The 24,245-nt window shown below is 46.1% G+C and carries 18 protein-coding genes; 15 read left to right on the top strand and 3 right to left on the bottom strand.

Going from position 1 to position 24,245, the window contains the following annotated elements; all coding sequences use genetic code 11:
• Positions 1 to 19: 19 nt before the first annotated feature.
• From BUC30_RS04440 to BUC30_RS04375, 14 genes are all read left to right on the top strand, one after another.
• Positions 20 to 940, top strand: coding sequence for an MlaD family protein (locus BUC30_RS04440; protein WP_073423705.1), 921 nt, complete (start codon positions 20 to 22; stop codon positions 938 to 940).
• Between the two features lie 7 nt (positions 941 to 947).
• Positions 948 to 1,220 carry an HPr family phosphocarrier protein gene (locus BUC30_RS04435; RefSeq protein WP_073423927.1) on the top strand — a complete coding sequence of 91 codons (273 nt, stop codon included), beginning with the start codon at positions 948 to 950 and terminating at the stop codon, positions 1,218 to 1,220.
• Positions 1,192 to 3,024: a phosphoenolpyruvate--protein phosphotransferase gene (gene ptsP / locus BUC30_RS04430; protein ID WP_073423704.1), complete on the top strand. Its 1,833-nt coding sequence runs from the start codon at positions 1,192 to 1,194 to the stop codon at positions 3,022 to 3,024. The genes BUC30_RS04435 and ptsP overlap by 29 nt, the downstream gene beginning before the upstream one ends.
• Positions 3,025 to 3,041: 17 nt before the next feature.
• Entirely contained in the window at positions 3,042 to 5,321 is a 2,280-nt protein-coding gene (locus tag BUC30_RS04425; protein WP_073423703.1) for a lytic transglycosylase domain-containing protein, read from the top strand.
• Positions 5,322 to 5,324: 3 nt separating this feature from the next.
• Positions 5,325 to 6,188 (top strand): EamA family transporter, encoded by an 864-nt coding sequence (locus tag BUC30_RS04420; RefSeq protein WP_073423702.1) that lies wholly within the window; start codon positions 5,325 to 5,327, stop codon positions 6,186 to 6,188.
• 179 nt (positions 6,189 to 6,367) lie between these two features.
• Entirely contained in the window at positions 6,368 to 9,028 is a 2,661-nt protein-coding gene (locus tag BUC30_RS04415) for a CotH kinase family protein (RefSeq protein WP_244536476.1), read from the top strand.
• Positions 9,029 to 9,350: 322 nt separating this feature from the next.
• On the top strand, positions 9,351 to 11,492 hold the full coding sequence (locus BUC30_RS04410; RefSeq protein ID WP_073423700.1) for a CotH kinase family protein: 2,142 nt from the start codon (positions 9,351 to 9,353) through the stop codon (positions 11,490 to 11,492).
• A gap of 90 nt (positions 11,493 to 11,582) precedes the next feature.
• A complete protein-coding gene (locus BUC30_RS04405) occupies positions 11,583 to 12,953 on the top strand; it encodes a nucleotide sugar dehydrogenase (RefSeq protein ID WP_073423699.1) in 1,371 nt (456 codons plus the stop codon).
• A 22-nt stretch (positions 12,954 to 12,975) separates the two neighbouring features.
• Entirely contained in the window at positions 12,976 to 14,289 is a 1,314-nt protein-coding gene (locus BUC30_RS04400; protein WP_073423698.1) for a nucleotide sugar dehydrogenase, read from the top strand.
• Positions 14,290 to 14,294: 5 nt separating this feature from the next.
• A complete protein-coding gene (locus tag BUC30_RS04395) occupies positions 14,295 to 15,506 on the top strand; it encodes a glycosyltransferase family 4 protein (protein ID WP_073423697.1) in 1,212 nt (403 codons plus the stop codon).
• An 18-nt stretch (positions 15,507 to 15,524) separates the two neighbouring features.
• On the top strand, positions 15,525 to 17,447 hold the full coding sequence (locus tag BUC30_RS04390) for an alginate lyase family protein (protein ID WP_073423696.1): 1,923 nt from the start codon (positions 15,525 to 15,527) through the stop codon (positions 17,445 to 17,447).
• A gap of 24 nt (positions 17,448 to 17,471) precedes the next feature.
• On the top strand, positions 17,472 to 18,521 hold the full coding sequence (locus BUC30_RS04385; RefSeq protein ID WP_073423695.1) for a glycosyltransferase family 4 protein: 1,050 nt from the start codon (positions 17,472 to 17,474) through the stop codon (positions 18,519 to 18,521).
• Positions 18,522 to 18,523: 2 nt separating this feature from the next.
• Complete coding sequence (locus BUC30_RS04380) at positions 18,524 to 19,639, top strand: CDP-glycerol glycerophosphotransferase family protein (protein WP_073423694.1); 1,116 nt, start codon at positions 18,524 to 18,526, stop codon at positions 19,637 to 19,639.
• Positions 19,636 to 20,625: a glycosyltransferase family 2 protein gene (locus BUC30_RS04375; protein ID WP_073423693.1), complete on the top strand. Its 990-nt coding sequence runs from the start codon at positions 19,636 to 19,638 to the stop codon at positions 20,623 to 20,625. The genes BUC30_RS04380 and BUC30_RS04375 overlap by 4 nt, the downstream gene beginning before the upstream one ends.
• On the opposite strand, the gene BUC30_RS04370 is transcribed toward BUC30_RS04375, so the two are convergent.
• Positions 20,545 to 21,903: an O-antigen ligase family protein gene (locus BUC30_RS04370; RefSeq protein WP_073423692.1), complete on the bottom strand. Its 1,359-nt coding sequence runs from the start codon at positions 21,901 to 21,903 to the stop codon at positions 20,545 to 20,547. The two genes, BUC30_RS04375 and BUC30_RS04370, sit on opposite strands and share 81 nt — an antisense overlap.
• A 92-nt stretch (positions 21,904 to 21,995) precedes the next feature.
• On the opposite strand from BUC30_RS04370, the gene BUC30_RS04365 reads away from it, so the two are divergent.
• Positions 21,996 to 22,838 carry an endonuclease/exonuclease/phosphatase family protein gene (locus BUC30_RS04365; RefSeq protein WP_073423691.1) on the top strand — a complete coding sequence of 281 codons (843 nt, stop codon included), beginning with the start codon at positions 21,996 to 21,998 and terminating at the stop codon, positions 22,836 to 22,838.
• A gap of 1 nt (position 22,839) precedes the next feature.
• Here the strand turns inward: BUC30_RS04365 and BUC30_RS04360 are convergent, their stop codons facing one another.
• Both BUC30_RS04360 and BUC30_RS04355 read right to left on the bottom strand, forming a co-directional pair.
• A complete protein-coding gene (locus BUC30_RS04360; protein WP_073423690.1) occupies positions 22,840 to 23,826 on the bottom strand; it encodes a glycosyltransferase family 8 protein in 987 nt (328 codons plus the stop codon).
• Positions 23,827 to 23,828: 2 nt separating this feature from the next.
• Positions 23,829 to 24,239: an FAD synthase family protein gene (locus tag BUC30_RS04355; RefSeq protein WP_073423689.1), complete on the bottom strand. Its 411-nt coding sequence runs from the start codon at positions 24,237 to 24,239 to the stop codon at positions 23,829 to 23,831.
• Between the last annotated feature and the right edge of the window lie 6 nt (positions 24,240 to 24,245).

Genomic DNA, 24,245 nt, shown 5'->3' with positions numbered 1-24,245 from the left:
ATGCTAGATTGTTTTTAGAATGAAAAAGAATACCGCTTTATACTTCTCCGTCGGACTTGTCGTTCTTTTAGCCATTTTCATTTTGATATTTGGCATGTTCTTTTTGAACGAGAAGGATCTGCGTGAAACTTTCGACGTGTACCACTTGCGCTTTACGCAGGTGAGTACGCTAGTTTTGGATGACCCGGTCAAAATCAATGGCGTGAAGCTTGGCCGTGTGGAATCCATCGAACTTTCTGGACACCGCGTTGTGGTGACGGTCAGGCTCAAGTCCAATGTGAAAATCCCGAAGGATTCCGAAATTCGTGTGCAGAACATCGGCATCATGGGTGAACGCCAGATTGGCATGATTCTCGGTGATTCCGAAGAATACTATGTGCCGGGCGATACCATCACGGGCCAGTTCGATGCGGGCATTGCCGAAGCGCTTGGCCTTGCCGGTGAAGTTTGCGATTCGACGAAGGTGCTCTTGGAAGCGGTAAAGACTGCCTTGAACGGAACGATTGCAAACCCGGAATTCCAGGACCGTTTCAAGACACTTTTGGTGAAGGCCGAAAATCTTGAAGACCGCTTGATGTCGCTTGTGTCAACGACCGACCCGCAGCTCAAAAAGAGCCTTGCAAACCTGAACAAGGTGACGCTCAAGGTAAACGAACTTGTCGATGGCGTCAAGGAACCGATCAACGGTCTTTTTGCTGGAACGGACAAGGTCATGGGGAATGCAAACCACTTGATCTCCGAACTGGAAGGCGTGACCAAGCATTTGGATGGACTTATTGCCAAGGTGCAGTCCAAGATGGATTCGAAAGACAATACCGTCGGGATTTTGCTGAACGACAGACAGCTTCACGACGACCTTGTCAAAACAGTGCGCTCTGCGGACAGCTTGTTCAAGATTATCTTGCAGGATGGTCTTGATATTAATGTGGATTTCTTCTGAGGAATTGATGATTACAAAGTTACTTACTGTTTCCAACAAACTGGGCATTCACGCCCGTCCGGCCGGAATGATTGTTGATATCACGGGGCAGGCTAAGAGTGATGTGTCCATCGTGTTTGATGGTTCGAAGGCCAATGCGAAGAGCATCCTTAATGTGATGATGCTTGCCATCCCTGCGGGTTCCGAAGTCAAGTTCGAAATCGATGGCGAGGATGAAGAGCTCGTCGTTCAGCAGTTGGAAAAGCTTTTTGATGACCACTTCAACGAAGAACCCTGCTGATTTTGTGGCCAAGACTGCCAATGAGCCGAAGTCCCAGAGGATAGAGCTTGTTGGTGTTCCGTCGTCTCCGGGCTTTGCCATGGGGACGGTGTTCCCTGTTGCAAACCGCGAATTTTCGGTGGTCGATGAGACTCTCCCCGAGAGCAGGCTTGCTACAGAAGAACAGATGTTCTTGAAGGCGATTAGTAAGACCTCCAAGGAAATCGCCCAGATTAAAGAAATTTCAGAATCCAGAGCTGGCATCAAGGACAGCCTGATTTTTGCAACGCACCTGATGATCTTGCAGGATCCGGGACTCGTGAATGGAGTCCTCGACAAAATCAGGAAAAAGCACAAGAACGCGAAGTGGGCGGTGCATGTTGTATTTAGCGCCTACATCGAAAAGTTCGAAAAAATTGATTCGCCTGCCATGCGTGACAAGGCGGCAGACCTCAGGGACTTATACAACCGCCTGATGTCTGCGATGGATGACTCCGGACCGGTATTGGAGGACGTGTCTCATGAAGATGGCGTTGTCCTCGTGGCCCATGAGTTTGTTCCAAGCTTCTTGATGACTTTGAAGCCCGGACAAGTTAACGCTATCGTGATGGATACGGGTGGCCGTACAAGCCATGTCGCTATTTTGTCTAGAGCGTTGCAGATCCCGGCTGTATCTGGCCTTAGGAATGTGGCTGCCCTTGTCAAAAGTGGCGATACGATTATCGTTGACGGTGCTGATGGTAAGGTCATCATCAATCCGAATGAAGACGATATTCGCAAGTTCCATGAACGCCAGGAAATGTTCGAACGCCAGCGCCGTGAACTTTTCACGATGCGCCAGCTGGAACCGATGACTCGCGATGGCAAGTATATTGTGTTGCACGCGAACATTGAAATCCCGACGGAAGCGGACAAGGTCACGGACTTTGGCGCTACCGGTATCGGTCTTTACCGTTCAGAATTCCTGTTCTTTAGAAAAGGCACTCCGACCGAAAAGGAACAGCAAAGCGCCTATAGGCATATCCTTGAAAAGATGGCGCCGCACCCGGTTGTAATCCGTACGCTTGATGCGGGCGGTGACAAGCTTGTTTCTGGGGTTTCTGCGGTGAATGAATCGAACCCGTTTATGGGTTGGCGCTCTATCCGCGTGTGCCTGGATCGCGAAGATGTGTTTATTACGCAGTTGCGCGCTTTGTTGCTTGCAAATACGAAGGGCAATTTGCGCATTTTGCTCCCGATGATTTCGAGCATGACGGAACTCAGGCGTGCAAAGGCGTGCATTGCGAAAGCCCGCAAGCAGCTCGAAGATGAAGGGCATAAGCTCCCGGTCGTTAAAATTGGCTCGATGATTGAAGTCCCTGCCGCTGTGATGATTGTGGACAAACTTGCTAAGGAAGTCGATTTCTTTAGCTTGGGTACTAACGACTTGATCCAGTTTACGCTTGCGGTTGACCGTACGAACGAACTTATTACCGACATGTTCCAGCCGCACCATCCGGCAGTGCTCAGCATGATTTACCAGACTGTGGTGGCTGCGCACCGTGAAGGAATCCCTGTGGCGGTTTGCGGTGAAATGTGTACGGACCCGATGAGTGTGCTTTTGTTGGTTGGACTCGGTGTCGATGAACTTTCGATGACGCCGTGGAGCGTGATGACGACGAAGAAGATTATCCGCTCGATCAACTTTGAAGATGTTCGTGATGCGGCTTTGACTGTCTTGCAAATGGATGATGCCGAGAGTGTAAATGAGTTTTTGCATAAAAAGTATGCACAAACCATTATGGAACTTGGTATATCTGGATTTGTGGGACAAGTCGAAAAATAAAAATTGTTGGTTTGCTGATGAAATTATTTTGTTCTTTATTGTTTGCGTGTACAGCCGCCTTGTATGCTCAGGTGGATGGTTCGGTATATTCCACCTACAAGTCTCCGTTCGCGGATCAGGAAATGATTGCTCCGGACCAGTTCCAGGATGTGGTTATTCGTGCTGCCCGTGCGAAGAAAACAATGAACGATATTTCAGTTCCGCAGAACCATCGCGATTTTGCCCGCGCTGCCTATTACTATTACAGTGGCCAGTGGGACAGTGCCTATGCTGCCTATAATTCCTTGCGTAAGCGTGAACCGGAATTGCTTGGACCTGTTGTGCTCCGCATGGCGAAGGCAAACTTCAAGCAGGAAAAGTATGCCAAGATGCGCGAAACGCTCCGACTCGAAAAGAGCCTGGAAAACGACAGGGCTTGGCGTGATGCGGCGGACCGCTTGAGAATTGAAGCGACAATGGCGGATTATTCGCTGAATGATGTTGCTCGTGCGGACTCCTTGATGGTCTACCTCAATGGAAATCCGGATGGCGACGATGTGGATCCGCTGAAGTACCGTTACGCCCAATATTTGGAAGATTCTTACCAGCTGAAACAGGCAAAGCGCATGTACATGAAGCTCCTCACGAGCCGTACATCGTATAAGGATTCCGCTTACGCTTCTGTGCGCCGCTTGAGGGAAGTGCTGGGGGCGCCTGAATCACTTGCCGAAAAGGTCGCTTATGCCAAGCTTGCCTGCACCAAGGACGAGATGAAGAACTGCATCGACCTGCTCGATTCTATCCAGATTCTGGATGCGCAGCAGGCGCAGAAAAATCCTGCTTCGGTGGTGGTGCTTGATGACCCGGCTTATGCACGTTTGAAAAAGAGCACGCTAGATTTGAACACGCGCATTATGCTGTGGGAAAAGCGTGCGGCGGCACTCCGTTCTCTGAACCGTAATGAAGATGCGATTGAACAGTACCGCAACTTGATTGAAAATGTGGAGGCTCGTCCTTCCTGGATTCAGGCCATTCTTAAGCTTTACCGCAAGGAAGCGGCTGGGCTCTTTGACGAAGAAATCCACACTTACGATTCGCTTTTGCAGGATGTGAGCCAGTTTAGCACTGAAAACGCTAATAACCTCTGGTTACGCGGCTTTGAATTTGAACAGAAGCTGATGTATGACAAGGCGATTGACTGCTACAAGAAACTCATCCACAAGCGATTCAAGAGCAATCTGAAACGCCAGTGGGCGAGATTCCGCATTGGCTACTGCTACTTCAAGCGCGGCATGTGGGTTGAAGCGGCGGCATATTTCCGCGATGCGACGAAGGATCCTTTCCTCTGGAGCGGTAGTGCTTCGAGAATGTTCCTTGGCGATACTTACAAGAAGATGGGCGAGGATTCGCTTGCCCGTGAAGCTTATCTCGACTGCATCAAGGACTTCCCGCTTTCGTATTATGCACACCGCAGCCGCATGAAGCTTTTGGACAATCATTTGTTGCCTGCGGACAAGATTCCGTATGCTCATGGCGTGCCGATGTCCCATACGGCGACGATCGAATGGATCCGCTCGGTGAATAAGCTCGGAAAGCCGGACGCCTCGTACAGCAAGGAACGTTACGAACGCATCAAGAAGCTCTTCTTGTATGGTTTTGAAGAAGAAGCGTTTAGGCTGTATGACGAAGTCAAGAAGAAAAACTTCAAGCGCATGGATTTCTTGTACGAATACGGAAAGCTGTTCTACGAGATGGGCGAAACGGCTGCCGGTTACAGGCTTGCACGCCAGTTCCAGGCGAAGATGGATAGGCGCCTGTTCATGACGCCGCCGATAGATGTTTTGCATTATTTGTTCCCGGTTCCGTATGCTGACCCTGTGGTTTACTATTCGGGCACGAGCATCGATCCGTTCTTTGTGTATAGCGTGATGCGTCAGGAATCCATTTTCGATTTCCAGATTACATCGCCTGCGGGCGCCTGCGGCCTTTTGCAGATTATGCCTGCGACGGGTAAGATGCTTGCCGACAAGGAAGAAATTTCTGGCTTTAATCCGAAACGCTTGTACAATGCCTACATGAACATCCGCTTGGGGATCCGCTATTTGGTGGACCTCAAGGATGAGTACAAGAACGACTACATGTATGTGCTTTGCAACTACAATGCAGGTCCCAAGCCGACGAAGCGCTGGCAGTCTGAAAGCGAAGGCCTCCCGTGGGATTTGCGTGTCGAAGAAATCAGCTACTGGGAAACCCGCGACTACGTCAAGCGCGTCATGGGAAATTACTGGATCTACAAAGAAATCTATGACGGGATTTAGCGAATGCTATTCCTACTCTTAACCATTGGTCCTGCGTTTTTATTTGCTTGTGGAAACATCCTGGAAAAGTCCGGGGTGTCCACTGTTGGCAAGCGCACGGGTGGAACATCGAAGCCCTGGGAATTTTTCAAGGGCGTTATCACGAATAAGTTTTGGTGGCTCGGCATTGCATGTTCCGGGCTTGCAACGCTTGGCTATTACATTGCCATGGCTCAGTATGACTTGAGTCAGGTGCAGCCGATGATGGTCTTGAATCCGGTGCTGACGGCGTTGATGGGATTTTGCATCCTCAAGGAAGTCTTGACCAAGCGTATTGTGGTGGCGATTTGCTTTGTCGTGGCGGGCCTCCTTTATTCCGTTGAAAATCTCGGGGAATCGACGGCGGTACAGAACATCGGGACGCTTTGGCTGTATGCGGGTGGACTTAGCTTCGCGACCCTCATTGCGCACCTCTGGGTGAAAGACCGCGAAATGGTGGACTCGCTTATCATGGGCGTTGGCTTTGGACTTTCTGCTGCTTTTTACAAGAGCTTGGCGATGGACTTTGACCTCGACCATATCGAGTTCTCGTCGGTGGTAAACCTGCTCATGGATTTTAGGACGCTTGGCTATGTGGCGACCTACAGCATTGCGTTCTTGTATTCGCAGGTGTCTTTCTCTCGTGGGCGTGCGTTGTTCATTATCCCGTTCAGTGCTGCGGTCGGTGCCGCAGTACCTACGCTTGCGGGGGCTCTCGTTTTTTACGAAGCATTCCCGATGGGCAAGGTGATTTCTGTGTCGCTCGTGCTGATTGGCGCATGCCTCTTTATTGTCCGTAGACCGAGAAGAAAAAAGGTTGTTCCTTCGGAACCCGAAATTAAGAAGTAGTTTTTTTCTTATATTCCGAGCCTAGCATTCCAAATACTCAAGCATAATATATATTCCACATTATGGTGTGTTGGAATGATTTTTCAGCTCAGGTCTACAGGACCTTTGGGTCTCTTCTTTTTGTAGCGCTGGTTTTGTCGGCATGTACTGACGATAACCCTAGTTCGTTGATTTTAGATATGGAAAGCAGCTCTTCGGCAAGTGGTGATGCGGGTGGCACGAAACTTCCGTTTGTTGGCGGCCCTGTGATGTTCACCGAGGTCGACCCGGTTAACGTTGATTTCAAGGACCACGAAGGCGATGACGCCGGTTGGGTAGAACTTTTTAATACATCCGCAGATACGGTAAACTTATCTGAAATGTACTTGACGGACTCGCAGGAAGAACCCTTCAAGTGGAAATTGGGCGATGTGAAAATGGCGCCGAACTCGTTTTTGGTCATTTTCCTCTCGGGAAAGAACTATCCCGATTACGTAATGCCGCATGATTCTATTGATATGATTGGGTCTGGTTGCTGGACTTGGACGGATGCTGAGAGCGATCCTCCGGGCTGCAGCTATGCCGACCCGTTGCCGGGATACGATGAAAAATGCTTTAGTGAAAATGGACAGAGTCGCATTGGTACGGTGATGAAACTGGGTGAAAACGAGGAACTTGGTTGGTCGTCCATTTCGTTTTTCGTAGGAACGGGGAGTAGTGACCCTTCGGATGTGTTGGATATTTCGGCGGCAAATGAAATTTTGATACAGGCGTACATTACAAAGGGCCGCAATGTTTCGGTTCGCTTGGCACAGCCCGATATTGATGACTGGAAAGGTTACGAGATGGTTCTTGAAGGAACTGGAGATTCTTCGACGGTTTACCGTATGGCGCTCCCTACAGGAACAACATTCCCTGATTTGGCGAATATTTATGGGACGCGATTGAGCCCCGAGGCAAGTGAATCTCAAGAAGTAACCCTTAAGGTTTTCAGCTACATTGCGCGGAACCGCGGCCATGAACCACACGCAGGCTTCAAGCTTTCGAAAAAGGGTGGCTCGCTTTATTTGGTAAATGCCGATGCTTCAATTGTGGATTCTGTGTCGTATCCGGAATTGCCTCTCGGGAAAACATGGAATTATGGGGGAAGTTGGGGATATGCCGACCCTTCACCATATGGTTATAGTAGTTCGCTGACATTTACTCGCGAAGAGAATATCGACACTTTACTGTTTCCGCCTTCGGGATTTTATGCGGAACCATTTATTCTAAATCTTGAAAGCACGAATAATGCCGTTTGCGAAACTGGTGGAAAAATGCCATCAGAAAAGACTCCTTTCCAGAAGAATATTTTAATCGACAAGACGACGGTAATACGCTGTGCAAAAATTGCTCCGCAAAGTCTCCCGAGCGATGTGGTGACACGTACTTATATTTTTGAGGCTGCGTCTACAGTGCCCGCGGTATTTCTCACGACTGACCCGAATTCACTTTTTGATCCGGATACTGGTATTTATATGGAAGGTCCAAATGCTCAGAGCAAGGAACCTCACTACGGAGCTAATTACTGGCTCGATAAGGAAATCCCTGTGACGGTGGAGTTGATGGAGCCGGGAACGAGTTCGCCTGCGTTTGCGAAAAATGCTGGACTCAAAATTTTTGGTAATTACAGCAGGCAAAATGATAAAAAGTCGGTAGCGATTACGTTCCGTGAAAAGTATGGTGATTCTCACCTGAAGTATCCGCTGTTTCCTGAATTCCCGGAGCTAAACAAGTTCAAGGTGTTCTTGCTGCGCAACAACGGGAGCAACTACGGAAATGACTACATACGCGACCGCTTGGCAAGTTCCGTGAGCGAAGGGCTTGGCGTCGATTATCAGCGCGGACGATTTGCCGTTGTGTATTATAACGGAGAATACTTCGGCATCCACAGCATCCGTGAACGCTCAACGGCAGACTATTTTGAAACGCATTACGGACTTGATCCGGATAAAATAGATTTACTCAAGGCGGATAATGCTGTTTCTGCGGGCTCGGCTGTTGATTATGTGGCGTTGATGGATTGGCTGGAATCCAACCATCTAGATAAAGAAGAGAACTATGCTTATATCGCATCGCAAATAGATGTCGACAATTTCATCAATTACATGCATACGGAGCTCTTTGCAAATAACCGCGACTGGCCCGCGAATAATCTCAAGAAGTGGCGTAATACAAGTTCCAAGACTCCGTGGAAATGGTTCCTGTATGATCTTGATTTTGGATTTGGTAATGATTATAGTAAGTATAAGAATAACATATTTGAATTTGCGACGGCAGAAGATGGTGAATCGTGGCCAAATGGACCTGAATCAACTTTGTTGCTCCGACGTTTGCTCGAAAATGAAGGCTTCAAGGCGGCGTTTATCAACCGAATGGCGGTACTCTTGCAGATGAATTTTGAAAGTTCGCGGGTGCTTGCTCGCATTGAAAAAATGATGGCTGAAATTCAGTCGGAGATTTCTCGTGATCAAAAACGCTGGGGGCTGAGCGCTTCGAAAATGACAAAACAGCTCAACGCCATCAAGAATTTTGCGATGAACCGCCCTAATGTCGTTTATGGTGAATTGCAGGAATTTTTTGCACTAGGCGAAACGGCTGCTGTAAGCTTGTCTGTAAGTGGCTCTGGGCGGATCCTTGTGCATAATCTTCCTGTTGATGTGTCGAAAATGACTGTGAATTTCTTTACGGGCTTCCCGGTGACGCTCAGTGCGGAGCCTCTTATGGGAAGTACTTTTGCAGGTTGGAGTGATGGCGAATCTAGCCCCACACGGGTGATTTTGCCGGAATGCGTCAGTGAAGTTACGGCCATCTTCAAATAAATAGGAACGGAATATTTTTTATCGTTCGCAGACCCAGAAGAAAAAAGGTTGTTCCTTCGGAACCCGAAGTAAAAAAGTAAGTTTCGAGTGAGTTTTTAGCAAGCTTATTCCCGAAATTTTGCGTCAAAAATAGTCTTTAAAAAAGCTTTGGACACCTCAGACCGCGTATATATTTAGATGCGGATATTTGAGGTGTTTGGTGAGAGATAAATTTTCCCTGTTTCTGTGGCTACTCGGAACTTTTGCTTTTTTTGCATCATGTTCTGATTCGAATCCGATCGCTACGGATTCAGAAAATATTTCAAATAAAACTCAGCCTGTTATGAAACTCCCTTTAGCGGAGCGTTCTCCTGTTGTCTTTTCTGAAATCAATACCGTTAACCTAGTGTACAAAGATTACGAAGGTGGCGATGCGGGCTGGGTGGAACTTTTCAATCGATCTGCGGATACGGTGGACTTGTCTGGAAAGTATTTGACGGATGATTCTGAAGAGCCGTTTAAGTGGATGTTTGGCGACGTGAAAATTTCCCCAGATGAATTCATTATTGTATTCATGTCTGGAAAAAATTTAACCGTGACGAGAAACGGTGGGCTTGAACCGCATGCAGGTTTTAAGCTCGATAAGGATGGCGGAAACCTTTACCTTGTCAATGGCGATGGTCAAATTCTTGATTATGTCGAGTATCCGAAATTGCCGCCTGAAATGTCATGGTCGCTTGGAACATTGAGTGATGGTGTTTCGTTGGACTTTGGTTATAGCGAGCCTTCTCCTTATGGAGAAACGGTAGGAACTGTTGTGCCGACACGTTCGCCTTCGGTGGATTCTTTGGTGGAACTTCCTCCGTCGGGATTTTATGCAGAACCGTTTGTGGTATCGTTTCCGAAGAGTGCTACAGTGCGTTGTGCTGTGGGTGGGGCTCTCCCTACGGCGGAAAGCCCGGTGACGACTGCTTTGAGAATTGACACTACAAAGACTATCCGTTGCGCTTCTTTTGTCGCGGGGGCGCTGAGTGGAGAAGAACTTGTGCGTACTTATGTTTTTGAGAGTGCGCCAACCATTCCTGCGGTGTTCTTGACGACTGATCCGAAATCTCTTTTTGACCCTGACTCTGGACTTTTTATGAAGGGAAATTTTCCCGATGGGAAAGTACCTGAAAAAGGTGCGAATTATTGGCAAGACAAGGAAATCCCTGTAGTTGTAGAATTGATGGAAAAGGACGCTGCCGCTCCTTCGTTTGTGAAACTAGCTGGGCTTCAGGTTTATGGTAATTACAGCCGCATCAAAAAGGAAAAGTCTGTCGCTATAACGTTCCGCGAAAAGTATGGCGATAAGCGCTTGGATTATGCGCTGTTCCCGGATTACCCTGAACTGCACAAATACAAGAGTTTTATTTTGCGCAATTTTGGCAATAATTTTGGAATGGATTACGTCCGCGACAGGCTTGGAAGTTCTATAGGTGATGATCTTGGACTTGATAGCCGTCATGGACGTTATGCGGTTGTTTACTACAATGGCGAATACTATGGCATTCAGGACCTTCGTGAACGATCGAATGAATATTATTTTGAAACGCGTTATGGAATGAATCCGGACGATATCGACTTGCTTGATGCGGAAAATGCAGTGTCTGCGGGCTCTGCGGTTGATTATGAGGCTCTGATAGATTGGCTGGAATCGCATAGCCTTGCTGATGATGAAAATTATGCGTATGTAGCATCGCAAATAGATGTTGATAATTACCTCAATTATGTGCATACGGAACTGTATGTAGACAATCGCGACTGGCCGGCAAATAATCTCAAAAAATGGCGAAATTCAAAATTGCAGACAAAATGGAAATGGTTCCTTTTCGATTTGGATTTTGGATTTGATAGCGGACTTAGTCTGTATGCAAACAATGTATTTGAATATGCTACGGCAGAAGATGGAAATTCCTGGCCGAATGGTCCGGAATACACGTTCCTGTTGCGTAAGCTGCTGGAAAATCCTGGGTTTAAATCTGCTTTTATAAATCGTCTGGCGGTACTGTTCCAAAAGAATTTTGAAAGCTCAAAGTTGCTTGCATGTGTAAAAAAGATGATGGCTGAAATCCAGGCCGAAATTCCTCGCGATCAGAAACGCTGGGAGCATAATGCTTTTGAAATGGAAACGGAACTGGAAAATGTTGAAGAATTTGTTAGAACTCGTGCGGCGGTAATGACGAAGGAACTCCAGGAATTCTTTGGATTAGGGGATGTGGCGTCTGTCACTTTAGCGGTGGAAGGCTCGGGAAGGATTCTTGTGCACGATTTCCCTGTAGATGAGGTAGAAATGTCTGTGAATTTCTTTGAAGATTCTCCGGTAACGCTCTATGCGGAGCCGCATTCTGGAAGTACTTTTGTAGGGTGGAGTGATGGCGAGACGGCTCCTTTGCGTATGATACAGCCACAATACGTAAGCGAGCTCACTGCTGTCTTCAAATAAGCCTTTGTGCCTTCTAAACGGCTTATAAATTACGCACATTTTGAGTACAGTTGTTATTTACACATGTTGTAATTGCTATTTTGTAACATCATGAGTTTCGAAACTAAAATTGTTTGCATTGGTGCTGGCTACGTCGGTGGCCCCACCATGACCGTTATTGCCGATAAGTGCCCCGATGTTAAGGTTACCGTAGTTGATATCAACCAGTCGCGTATTGATGCCTGGAATAGCGAAAATCTCCCGATTTTTGAACCAGGTCTGGATGACGTTGTAAAGCGCGCCCGTGGTCGTAACTTGTTCTTTAGCACGGATATTCCTGCTGCTATCAAGGAAGCGGATATCATCTTTGTGTCGGTGAATACCCCGACGAAGACGTTTGGCCATGGCGCCGGTAAGGCTTCTGACCTGCAGTATTGGGAAAAGACCGCCCGCAACATTTTGGAAATTGCCGACGAAGGCAAGATTATCGTCGAAAAGTCGACGCTCCCGGTCCGCACCGCTGCGGCCATGGAACGCATCCTGAATTCCAACGATAAGGGACTCCACTTCGAAGTGCTCTCTAACCCGGAATTCTTGGCCGAAGGTACCGCCATTAACGACCTTTTTGAACCGGACCGTGTGCTTATCGGCTCCCACCAGACCGAATCTGGTCTTGCTGCTTGCCAGAAGCTCGTGGACGTGTATGCCCACTGGGTGCCGCGTGACCGCATCCTTACGACGAACCTCTGGAGTTCCGAACTCACGAAGCTTACGGCGAACGCCTTCCTCGCTCAGCGCATCAGTTCTATCAACTCGATTAGCGCTCTTTGCGAACGTACTGGCGCGGATGTCGATGAAGTGGCTTACGTGATGGGCAAGGACCGCCGCATTGGCTCCAAGTTCCTCAAGGCTTCTATCGGCTTTGGCGGTTCCTGCTTTAAGAAAGATATTTTGAACCTCGTGTACCTGTGCGGTTACTATGGACTCCCCGAAGTGGCTGCCTATTGGGAAAGCGTCGTGAAGATTAATGAGTGGCAGACGCACCGCGTGGTGGACCGTATGCTCGAGACGATGTTCAACACGATTGCGAGCAAGAAGATTGCCGTGTTCGGTTTTGCGTTCAAGGCAAATACGGGGGATACCCGTGAAAGCCCGGCGAACCTCGTTGTACGCGACTTGCTCGCCGAACATGCACTGCCTGTCGTGACTGACCCGAAGGCTATCCCGGACGCAAAGCGCGACCTCAAGGATGTGATTGAACAGGTAACGTTTGAAGAAGATCCGTACAAGGCTGCCGAAGGTGCACACGCTGTTGTCGTCTGTACTGAATGGAAGTGCTTTGCTGAACTCGACTGGAAACGCATTTACAGCTCGATGGCAAAGCCTGCCTTTGTATTTGATGGTCGTAATATTTTGGATGCCGATGCTCTTCGCAAGATTGGGTTTGAAGTGACGAGTATCGGTAAGGGTAAGGCGGAGTAGTTTTTTTAAGAGAAAATGGGTTATGGCTTCTATTAGTGTTTTTGGACTGGGTTATGTGGGTTGCGTTGGAATCGCCTGTCTTGCGAAACTTGGACACCGGGTTGTTGGCTACGATGTTGATGAAAACAAGGTTCGCCGGATCGCCAATGGGCTTCCGACAATCGTAGAACGAGATATCGATGAAGTTATGCAGGATGGCTTTAAGGCGGGACTGATCTCGGCGACGTCGTCTGCGGTTGAAGCGGTTTCAAAGACTGATATTTCGTTTTTGTGCGTGGGTACTCCTAATGCTCCAGATGGCCGTTTGGACACGACGTATTTGATGTCTGCAGTTCGTGCAATTGCTGAAGCTATCCGTTCAAAGTCGACGTTCCACATTGTGGTTATCCGCAGTACGGTTCCTCCTGGAACGAACGCTCTTGCAACTGCCTTGATTGAAAAGATTTCGGGCAAGCGTGAAGGAATCAACTTTGCCGTGGCCTCGAACCCGGAATTCCTCCGTGAAGGTATGGCTGTTGCCGATTACCTGAACCCGCCGTTGACCGTGATTGGTTGCAATAGCCGCCGAGCCTTGGATAGCCTCAAGGGAATTTATGAATCGCTTGGCAGTGAAATTGTCGAAGTGGAACCTAAGGTGGCGGAGATTATAAAATTTGTCAATAACTCCTACCATGCACTGAAGGTCACGTTCGGTAACGAAATCGGCGCTATCTGCAAAAAGCTCGATATCGATAGCCATAGCGTCATGAACTTGTTCTGCATGGATACGCAGCTGAACATTTCTCCGTATTACTTCAAGCCGGGCTTTGCTTATGGCGGATCTTGCTTGCCGAAGGATTTGCGTGGTCTGAATTTCTTGGCGGAATCGAACCAGGTTGAAGTTCCTGTGCTTTCTTCGATTGAATGCAGCAACAATAGGCACATTGAACGTGTGCTGGAACGCGTGCAGCAGATTGGCGTGCGTTCTGTGGGCATTATCGGCTTGACGTTTAAGGCGGGTACGGATGACTTGCGCAACTCGGCTGCGATTCGTTTGGCTGAAGGCGTGCTTGGTAAGGGGTGCTCTTTGAGCATTTATGACCGCTATTTGAATATCGCTCGCGAAAAGGAAACAAACCTGCGTGAACTTAATAAGCGCATCCCGCACTTGCTCCCGCTTTTGGTGCAAAAAGTTGAAGATGTCGTGAAGTCCACTTCGCTTGTCATTATTACTGTTCGAAATCCGGAAATTCCGGAACTTATTCGCAAGAACCCCGAAATACATTTTTTGGACTTGGTGCGCGTGAAGGATTCGTCCGTAGAAACGCTGCCTAATTACGAAGGTTTTTGCTGGTAATTTTTATGGATCAGTCTTTGAAGGAACTTTCTGGCAAGAAAGTTTGCATTGTTGTTGAAAATCTTCCGGTGCCTTTTGACCGCCGCGTATGGCAAGAAGCGACTTCTTTGCATGAAGCGGGCGCTGAGGTGACGGTCATTTGTCCCCAGACAAAAAAGTATCCTCTGGAATACGAGGAACTCGAGGGCATCAAGATTTATCGCCATCCTTTGCCGGAAGCGAACAGGACGCTTGATTATTTCAAGGAATATTTCTGTGCCCTTTATCATGAGACTCGTCTCTTGTTCAAGGTGTTTAGAAAGCAGGGCGTGCAGGATGTGATCCATGCTTGCAATCCGCCGGACTTGATTTTCATTGCGGCATTCTTGTTTTTTACGTTTACGCGTTGCAAGTTCCTCTTTGACCACCACGACATCAACCCGGAACTCTGGATTGCAAAGTTTGGCAAGAAAGGGCTTGGCTATCGCGCGATGATTCTTGTGGAGCGCCTCACGTACTTCTTTGCAAAGCATGCCATTGTCACGAATGAATCGTACAAGGAAATTGCGATGCGTCGCGGCAAAAAGCGCGAAGAGGATGTGACGATTGTTCGCAGCGGTCCGAACCTCTCGAAGTTGAAGATTGGTCCTGCTAAGCCGGAAGTCAAAAAAGGCTTCAAGTATCTGGTGGGCTATATCGGCGTGATGGGCAAGCAGGAAGGTATCGATCTTTTGCTCAAGTCTGTCGATTACATCGTGAACAAGAAAGGTCGTAAGGATATCCGCTTCTGCATCATGGGCGGTGGACCTTCCTTGGATGAACTTCGCGAATTGAACAAGTCGATGAACTTGACCGATTATGTGGAGTTCCCGGGTCGCGTGAGCGATGAATTTTTGGCAGATGTGATGAATACGGCTGATGTGTGCGTCAATCCGGATTTACCTTCTGAGATGAATGACAAGTCTACCATGAACAAGATCATGGAATACATGGCGTTTGGAAAGCCGATTGTGCAGTTTACGCTTAAGGAAGGCAAGTTCTCGGCTCAGGAAGCTTCGCTTTACGCAAAGAATACCGATACGGGCGACTTTGCCGATAAGATCCTGTGGCTCTTGGACAACCCTGAAAAGGCGGCGGAAATGGGCGCCTTTGGTCGCAAGCGTGTGCAAAACGAACTCAGCTGGGATTACGAAAAGCCGAAGCTGATTAGCGCGTACAAGAAGTTGCTTGGACTGTAAAAAGGGAACTGTTTTCTTGTGAAACTGTCCTGGTACATCAAGAGATTAAAGACTTTCTCTGCGGGTGAATTTATCTACCGCATTCGTCAGCGCGTGCGTACGCATGTTTTGGATAAACGCCTGATGGACGTGTCTATAGCTTCGGTGGCATTGCCGAAATCTGCTGTCATTGACGATGATGCGTCTCATTTGAATTATCCGATTTTTGATAAGACTATTGACGTGTTCAAGCCTATCCATTGGCATTTGGACTTGTCGACAGGACGGGAATTTCCGAAATCCTTTGCGCATAAAATTGATATCCGTAGCGATAAGTATGGTAGCGCCAAGCATGTGTGGGAAGTGAACCGCATGCAGTTTATGTTGCACATCGCGATGCTTTATAAAAAGAGCGGTGATGCAAAGTATTTGGATCTGTTCTGCTATCATTTGACGAGCTGGAAAAATGAAAACCCGTACATGGTCGGGGTCAACTGGTACAGCAATATTGAAGTCAACTTGCGATTGATTTGCTGGTATTATTGCTGGCAAGTTTTTGATGTTGAAAATCTTCGTGCATCGAATGCGGATTTTGCGAAATTTGTCGATTCTATCTGGTTGCCGCTCATTTTTGAACATGCGGAATATTCGTACAACCATCCGTCGCTTTGTTCTTCGGCAAACAACCATTTGATTTCGGAATATGCAGGCTTGTTTGTTGCTGCCTGCAAATGGGACATCCCGCATCGCGAAGCTCGTTTAAAGTATGCAAAGGCGGGACTCGAACGCGAAATTCTTTTGCAGAATTCTGCAGAAGGTGTAAATCGCGAAGAAGCGGCGGAATATATCCAGTTCATCGACGACTTTTTCTTGATTGCTGCTGTGGCTGGGCACCATGCCGGTAATGAATTCTCGGATGCGTACAATGAACGCTTGCATGCGATGGCGCGTTACATGAATGCATTCTTGGATGGCAACTTTAATTACCCGATGTACGGCGATGGCGATGACGGCTTTGTGCTCCGCCCTGATGCAGGTGGACATTTCAACAACTTCAAGTCATTGCTTGTTTCGTTTGCAACGTATTTTGAAGATGGATCGCTAAAGCGTGCAAATGTTGTTTGGGACGAGAAAAATGAGTTGCTGTTTGGTGATGCAGGTCGTAAAACATTTGAATTGCTGAATGTTGCCGATGAGCGCGAAACTCTTGATGGTAATCATTTTTATCCGGAAAGTGGGCATTTTATTTTCCGTAAGGCTGTGGAGCCTTGTAACGCCGAAAAACGTTTCGATGGTTTTACTGGCGTGCGTGAGACGTATTTGCATTTCGATGCGGCTCCGCTCGGCTTTTTAAGCATTGCAGCTCATGCTCATGCCGATGCGCTTAGCTTTATTCTGCATGTCGATGGAATGCCTGTGATAGTTGATCCGGGAACGTTCACGTACCACACGCATAAGGATTTGCGCCGTTATTTTGTGAGTACTTTGGCTCACAATACGGTTTGCGTGAACGGCAAAAATCAGGCGCAGCAGGCGGGACCCACATTGTGGCTTGCACACTACCATTGCAAAACGCTGAATGTCGGCGAAAACTTTGTTGAAGCAACGCACGATGGCTACCACAAGGATGGCGTAGAACATGTCCGTAAAGTCGAATACAATCGAGAAAAGGACGAGTTCACGATTACAGATACATTGCATGGATTCTCTCCGTTCACGGTCGAAATTCCGTTCCATCTGCATCCGACCGCTAAGGTGCAGCTCGATGGCGCCTTGGCAACGGTCGATGTGTCGGGCGCTCGCCGTGTTGTGATGGCTCTTGACAGAAAGCTTTCTTATTCCATTCGCGAAGATGGCTGGTATTCGGAACACTTTGGCGAAAAAGTGCCGACAAAGTTCCTGTATGCAAAAATGGAATGCAAGGAATCTGTGGAGTTCGTTACCACGATAAGCATACGGTAATCGTTATTTTTCTAGATTTCATGTATGCTTGAAAAGGTTTGTCATATTGGCCCTGGCTTTGCTGTGCAGGGTGGAATTAGTTCAGTTCTTGTTTGCTATAAAAAACTTTTCAATTTGCCTGAAGGGAATTTTATAGAATCATATAACGGCTCATTTGTCCGTTCCCTTCCGGTCTTGCTGAAAGTCTGCTTGAAGCTCCTGTTTTTCCCGTCGAAAAAATTTGCGTTTTACCAAATCCATACGTCTAGTTACGGCAGCTTTTACAGAAAGTATCTTATAAGCCGTTGCTTGCGTTTTCGGGGGAAAAAATATACAGCCCATATTCATGGCAGCCAATTCGACAAGTTTTGCGACGAGGCATCTCCTTTGCTCAAATGGATGCTGAAAGATTATTTTCGTCATGCCGAAAGAGTTCTGATTCTTTCATCGGAAATGAAGGGTATCGTGCAGAGTGTGGATCCGTCTATTGAAAAGTTTACGACGATTCCAAATCCTGGTGCTGATATTGCTGATGCTCCGGTTGATCTTGAAGCGCATGAATTACCCGTCAAGATTATTTTTTCGGGTCGCTTTGGAAAGCGTAAGGGCGTGTACGATTTGATTGAAGCTTTTTCGAAAGCGAATTTCTCGGTTCCTGTAAAGCTGTCTTTGTTTGGTGATGGAGAGGTGGATCAGGTGCGTGCCGCAGTCAAGGAATCCCCGAAATGCAGTGATATCAGCGTGTCTTCCTGGGTCGTTCATTCGGAGTATGTGAAGATGCTCCCTAAATACGATTTGCTGGTGCTTCCGTCGTATGCAGAACGTTTTAGCATGAGTCTGGTCGAAGCTTTGGGCTTTGGCTTGCCTGCAATTTCGACATTTGTCGGTGGAACTGCAGAAGTGGTCAAGGACGGAGAATGTGGCATTCTTTGTGAACCGGGTGATATTCAGGCTTTGACGCGTGCATTGGAAAAATTGGTAAACGACAAGGCGCTCCGCGTGAGCATGGGTCGTGCTGGCTGGGAAAGGGCTCAGGACGCTTTTTCCCCTAAAGTCGTTTATGATAAGCTTGAAAAGTGTTATAAGGAACTATAAACATGTCTCGATGGATTAAGAATTTTATTCTTCGTATGCTATGCTTTTTCGTTTCGGTATTTTACCGAATGAACCGGAAAAAAATTTTTTTTAGAGCATATAATGGTTTGCGTTACGCGTGCAATCCGAGAGCGATTTCCGAGAAAATGCATGAAATGGATCCGGACATGGAAATTGTCTGGAGTTTGAACGATGTGAATGATGTTGCGGAAATTCCTGATTATGTGCGAATTGTAAAGAAAAAATCTTTCGCAGAATATAGAGAATTGTTTACATCTAAATTTTGGGTGCTGAATGCGGGTATTATGATCCCGTGCAAGCGAAAAGGACAAATCTACATGGATACGTGGCATGGAGATCGTGCCTTTAAAAATGTCGATAAAACATCAGATGGAAGTTCGCTTCTTTCGGAGGCGTATAAGTGTGCAGATGTTATTTTGTCAGGTTCCGATTATGGTGATGAAATTATTCGGCGCTCTTTGAATCCTTATGCTGAAATATTGCGCTGTGGCTCTCCTCGAAATGATGTGTTCTTCCAAGATTATACCCATAAGGCAGACTCTGTTCGCAAGGCTTTGAATTTGGAGGGTTTTGACAAAATTCTTACATATGCTCCTACTTTTCGAGGAAATGGCGTTGCCGCCGATATGTTAGACTTTTCGTATTTGGCTGATGAACTTGAAAAGAGAGATGGAAAAAAGTGGGGAATACTGATTCGTCAACACCACAAGGTGAAAATGTTGCCTGAATGGAAAACGGATTCCCGAATTGTAGATGCATCCAAGTATCCTGAAATGCAGGATTTGTTGCTGATTTCCGATGTGGTAATTTCGGATTATTCATCCTTGGTTGGCGATTATGTTTTGTTGAATAGACCTGTGGTGTTGTATGTGCCCGATCTAGATGATTATAAATCTAGTCGCGGTTTGAATTTTGATGTCGAAAAAAGTCCTTTCAAGTATGCAAAGAATGCAAAAGACTTGTTCCAGACGATCATTGATTTTAACGAATCGGATGCCCCTGAAAATTGCAAACAGATTCTGGATTTCTATGGACATGTCTGTGAAACTGGACATGCCTCTGAACAAGCTTGTCAATGGATTCTTGATAGAGTATGAGTGAATCGATATCATTCATTCTTCCAGTTTATAATGCTGAAAAGCATTTGGCTCAATGCATTGAATCGGTTTTGAGTCTTAAGGATTCAATTGAATGGGAACTTGTTATTGTTGATGACGGGTCGAAAGATTCGAGCGCTGCTATTTGTGACCAGTTTGCAAAAATGGATTCGCATGTCCGTGTATTGCATGTCGAAAACGGTGGCGTGAGTAGAGCCCGCAATTTAGGGCTGCAGAATGCTCAAAAAGAAGTTGTTACTTTTATCGATGCGGATGACTGGATTGATGCTACTGCTTTTGTAAAAGCGTTTCATGCTTATGTTTTGTTTGATGCTGAATTGGGGTATGTTCCGTTCTTTAGCGTTGAAAACGGAAGGAGTAGAATTGTTCCGTTGTCTGTTGGTGAAGATCGGCTCCTTTCGTTGGATGATAAGGATTATATTCTCAAAAAGAGACTTGGCGCAGGCATTGACTTTTACGGTTATGTATGGCGTTGCTTTTTTTCTAGAAAGCTCGTTGAAAAAATTGAATTCAATACATCGCTCAAATACAATGAGGATGTCCTGTTTTGCCTTGAAACACTTTATAAAGCAAAAAAAGTGGCTGTTATTAACCTAGCTTATTATTACTATAGGGTGAACCCGGAGCAACATTCTATTAGCAAGGGGACGTATTCCTTGGAAAACCGTATTGCCGGGTGGAATAAAATCAAGGAATGGGCGGCCGCAAATCATGTAGATTTTGATTTTGCCCTGATGCGTAGGCATTGCCCTATTTATGCGAGAATGTTTGCCTTGATTGCTATGAACCATCGCGGTTTTAAGCGTGCAAAGGCTTTATGGAAAGTCCACTGTCAGATTCCAAAGTCTGAAATCCGTCAATGGAAAATGTCGTACTGGGGAAAGTCATTTGCTCCGTACGTCTTGAGCCAAAGATTTCATTTGGGGATTCTTGGTTATTTCTTCCTTTTGCTCCGATTCTTCTGAAATCTGAATGTTCCCTGCGAGTAGACCTATGATAAGGTAGGTGTATGCAGATGCATTGCCCATATTCCCAGACAGTATAAAGAATAGCGTCATGGCGAATATTTCAAGTGCTCCTGATATGGCAACCATGTTCTCGTTTCGACGCCTGAAGAAGTAAACGAAAATCCAGATGGAAAGTGTGAAGTATAGGAATAGTCCTACAAAACCGTAATTGATCAGTTTTGGAAAGAGGATGGATTCCATTCCTAAAATATCTTCGTTTCGAATTCGGTCTCCATAGGCGTCTGTTTCAAAAATATGTTTGGTCAGGTATCCGACTCCGTTTCCGAATAGAGGGCTTTCTGCAATTTGAACGATTGAAAATAGAAGTTGCTGTTCACGGAGCTGTAATGAACTACCTCGGGTTTCTTGGGAAAAATTATCAATGACTTTTTGTATGCCGAAGTATGCCGCGATGACGAGGGCGAATATCATGAACAACTTTATAAGAATATGCCATTTGCGGGTAAACCAAAATGCAAGTGCGACTGCAGAACAAAGCATTCCCGTTCGGCTTCCGCTAAGTAACAGGTTGGCAAGATAAATGCCGACGAATGCAAGTTTCCACGACTTGTTGATGTCGATTTTATTTAGCATTGGGAAGAATACTAGGATTATTCCGCAAAGGAGCGTGCCGTAAGCCGTTGGATAAGTTGTGGTAAGTAACGTTCTTGTGCGCCATGCATCACTTGCGTTGATATTTGTTGCAAGGTTGTAAAAGCCGTCGTAATAGGGGAACGCGGAACAGATGTACTTGAATGGATAGTTGGCGTTGAACAGTCCTTCGAAAACGCCAAGCACCCCTAATATGAATATGATCGGAAATAACTGCTGTAGAGTCTTTATGACGTCTATTCTACGACCGATAATGAACGCGGCCAACAGGTAGCCATACAGTTCTATGATGTAGCGGGCGAGAACGTAATATTCCTTGATGTCAAATTTATTGTTTGAATAGACTGTGCAAATAAATGAAATGATTACTAATGAGAGCGGAATTTTAAAAGGAAATTTTTTTAGGGATTCAATGAAAAAATTATAGTTCTTTAAAATTTCGACAAGAAAGAACGAGTATAGAAGAATATGCTGGGGTGAAAGCTTTGGGGAATCGATAATCCAAATGCACGATGGAAAAAGAAGCGTGCCTATGAACAATGCGCAAAAACGGGCTTCAGCATCTTTGTAGAGCAGTACAAAAAAACAGGATGCGAAAATGGCATAGACAAGAAAATCAATCATAGCGTGCTGAAAATATAAAAAAGTTTCAAATTGCTCAAAACGGGTCTTTGAAAAACTATTATTTTTTATCTATCAAAAAAGGAAGGTGTAAAATGAAACTATCGACTATTTTCTTTGTAATAGCAGGACTCCTTTGTGGTCAGGCTTTTGCTGAAAAAGTTACTTATGCGACTTGGAATATCCGCTACGCCAATGCGAAGGATTCTGCTAATGGGGATGGCTGGGGCAAGCGCGCTCCAAGAATTGCCGAGGTAATCCAGTTCTATGATTTCGATATCATTTCTATGCAGGAACCGGATAAGAACCAGGTGGCAGATTTGGCTGCCTTGCTACCGGATTATGATTATGTCCAAGCCGATTCCACTTATTTCCATCCGATCTTTTTCAAGAAGTCCCTTTTTAAAAAAGTTGATTCGGGAATGTTCTGGTATTCAGAATCTGGCGAACGTGGTTCCATTGGTTGGGGTGCAAGCCAAATTCGTTATTGCTCGTGGGCTAAATTGATGCCGAAACAAGGGAAGAATAAAAAGCCTTTGTTCATTTTCAACGGACATTGGGACCATAAAAGTTGGGATGCTCGAAAGGAATCTGCAAAGCTGACGGTGAGAAAGATTAAGGACATTGCGGGGACAGGCTTGGCAATCTTTTCTGGAGATACTAATGTTGAAACGGATAAGGAACCTTACAATACGATGCAGAGGTCTTCAATTCTCATGGATTCCAGAAAGGCTTCAAAAATCGTCTATGCTCCAAATAATTCTTTCAACAACTTTGACCCGAATACTTATGGCAAATGGCAAATTGACCACGTATTTGTAAGCCCGACATTTAATGTGATGAAATATGGAATCTTGAATGAACGTTACTATGATGGTAAAAAGTGGCGCTATCATTCAGACCATTTGCCGATTATGGTCAATCTTGAGTATAAATAAACTATTTAACTTTTGACTTGACCTTGTTCATTACGGCCTGTTGAATGTCGGAAAAATCCATGTCCTTGTATATGTTTTTCGATGTCATCAGTCCGTAGTTGGCAATCTTTTCACGAAGTCTGTATTTAAAAAGTCTAAATCCTTTGTGGCGAAAACCAAGTTTGGTGTTTCGCCATTCTGTTTTATCGTAGAAAAATAGCCAAACAGACTTTAATGGATTGACGCATTCACGGTGCCAAGGCTTTCTAAAACCTGTATAGTGTATTAGGCTCGGGTTGGATAGCGCTGTCTGCAATTCCTCGAAATGGCTTCTGCTAATGAACTGGTCTTTTAGCGGTTCGAAAAAATGTTCTTGTAGATTGTAGCAAATCGGGAGTTCTGCAATTTGCCCATGAAGTATGACATTTAAGGCGTCTTGATCGTGATACTGGCAAATGTCTTGATTGTTGGCAATGTAATGGAGCGCTTTGTTTTGAATGTCATTGTCGCGCCACCATTTTAGATTGATGAGCATGATTCCGGCATTGAAGTAGTCGCTGTCCTTGGGGAGCGACAGACGGTTCAGAATACGGATGTCGTTGCAGCGCATGTCTGGGACGGCGGCTGCGGCGTGGCTTGCAAGCGGAGTTTCCCAAAGTTCCTGGATAGAGCCTGTGCAAATGACATCACCATCGATGTAAAGGACTTTGTCTAGGTCTTGTGGGAGAATTGAGGGTAAAAATAGGCGGATGTAAGTTGCCAAAGAAACATGTTCTCCGGGACGAATCGGGCAATCTTTCAAACAGGATTCGTCAAGGCTGTAAAAGCTGATGCTTGAATTGGCGTTCCCGAGATGCCTAGATAGCTGGTCCTTAAATTTTTGGTCCAGTTTTGTAGAAACGATATTGTAATGAATCTCGAGATTTGGATTAGTAAGACCAATAGATGTCATGAGGACTGATGTCGGCATGACATAGTTTTCATCTGTGCAAAGAACTATTTCTACCATGATTAGTCTTTAGGGGATTTGATTTCTTCCTTGATTTCCGTGGTGCTGACACCTTCGGTTCTTGGAAGATAGAGAACTTCGCAGTAATCTTTTAGAAAATCGAATTTTCCTGTCCAGTCGCTTCCCATGACGAATAGGTCGCAGTGGTATTTTTGGACATCGCTTATTTTTTGTTCCCAGTTGTCTTCTCGGATGACCTTTGTAACCATGCGGAGGGATTCTACGATTTCTTTGCGATTTTCAAACGGAACGATGCATTTTTTACCCTTCAGGGTGTTGAATTCGTCCGAAGAAACTGCTACGTATAGTTCGTCTGCCAAATTGGCGATTCTTTTGAGGAGACGCAAGTGGCCTATATGGAATAGGTCGTATGTACCGTAGGTAATTGCTCGTTTGTATTTTTTCTCGCTCATAATTCA

The sequence above is a fragment of the Fibrobacter sp. UWB7 genome, assembly GCF_900142945.1.
Taxonomy (GTDB): domain Bacteria; phylum Fibrobacterota; class Fibrobacteria; order Fibrobacterales; family Fibrobacteraceae; genus Fibrobacter.
Note: the sequence above shows the minus strand (reverse complement) of the source record. Positions and strands in the feature narration are given on the sequence as shown.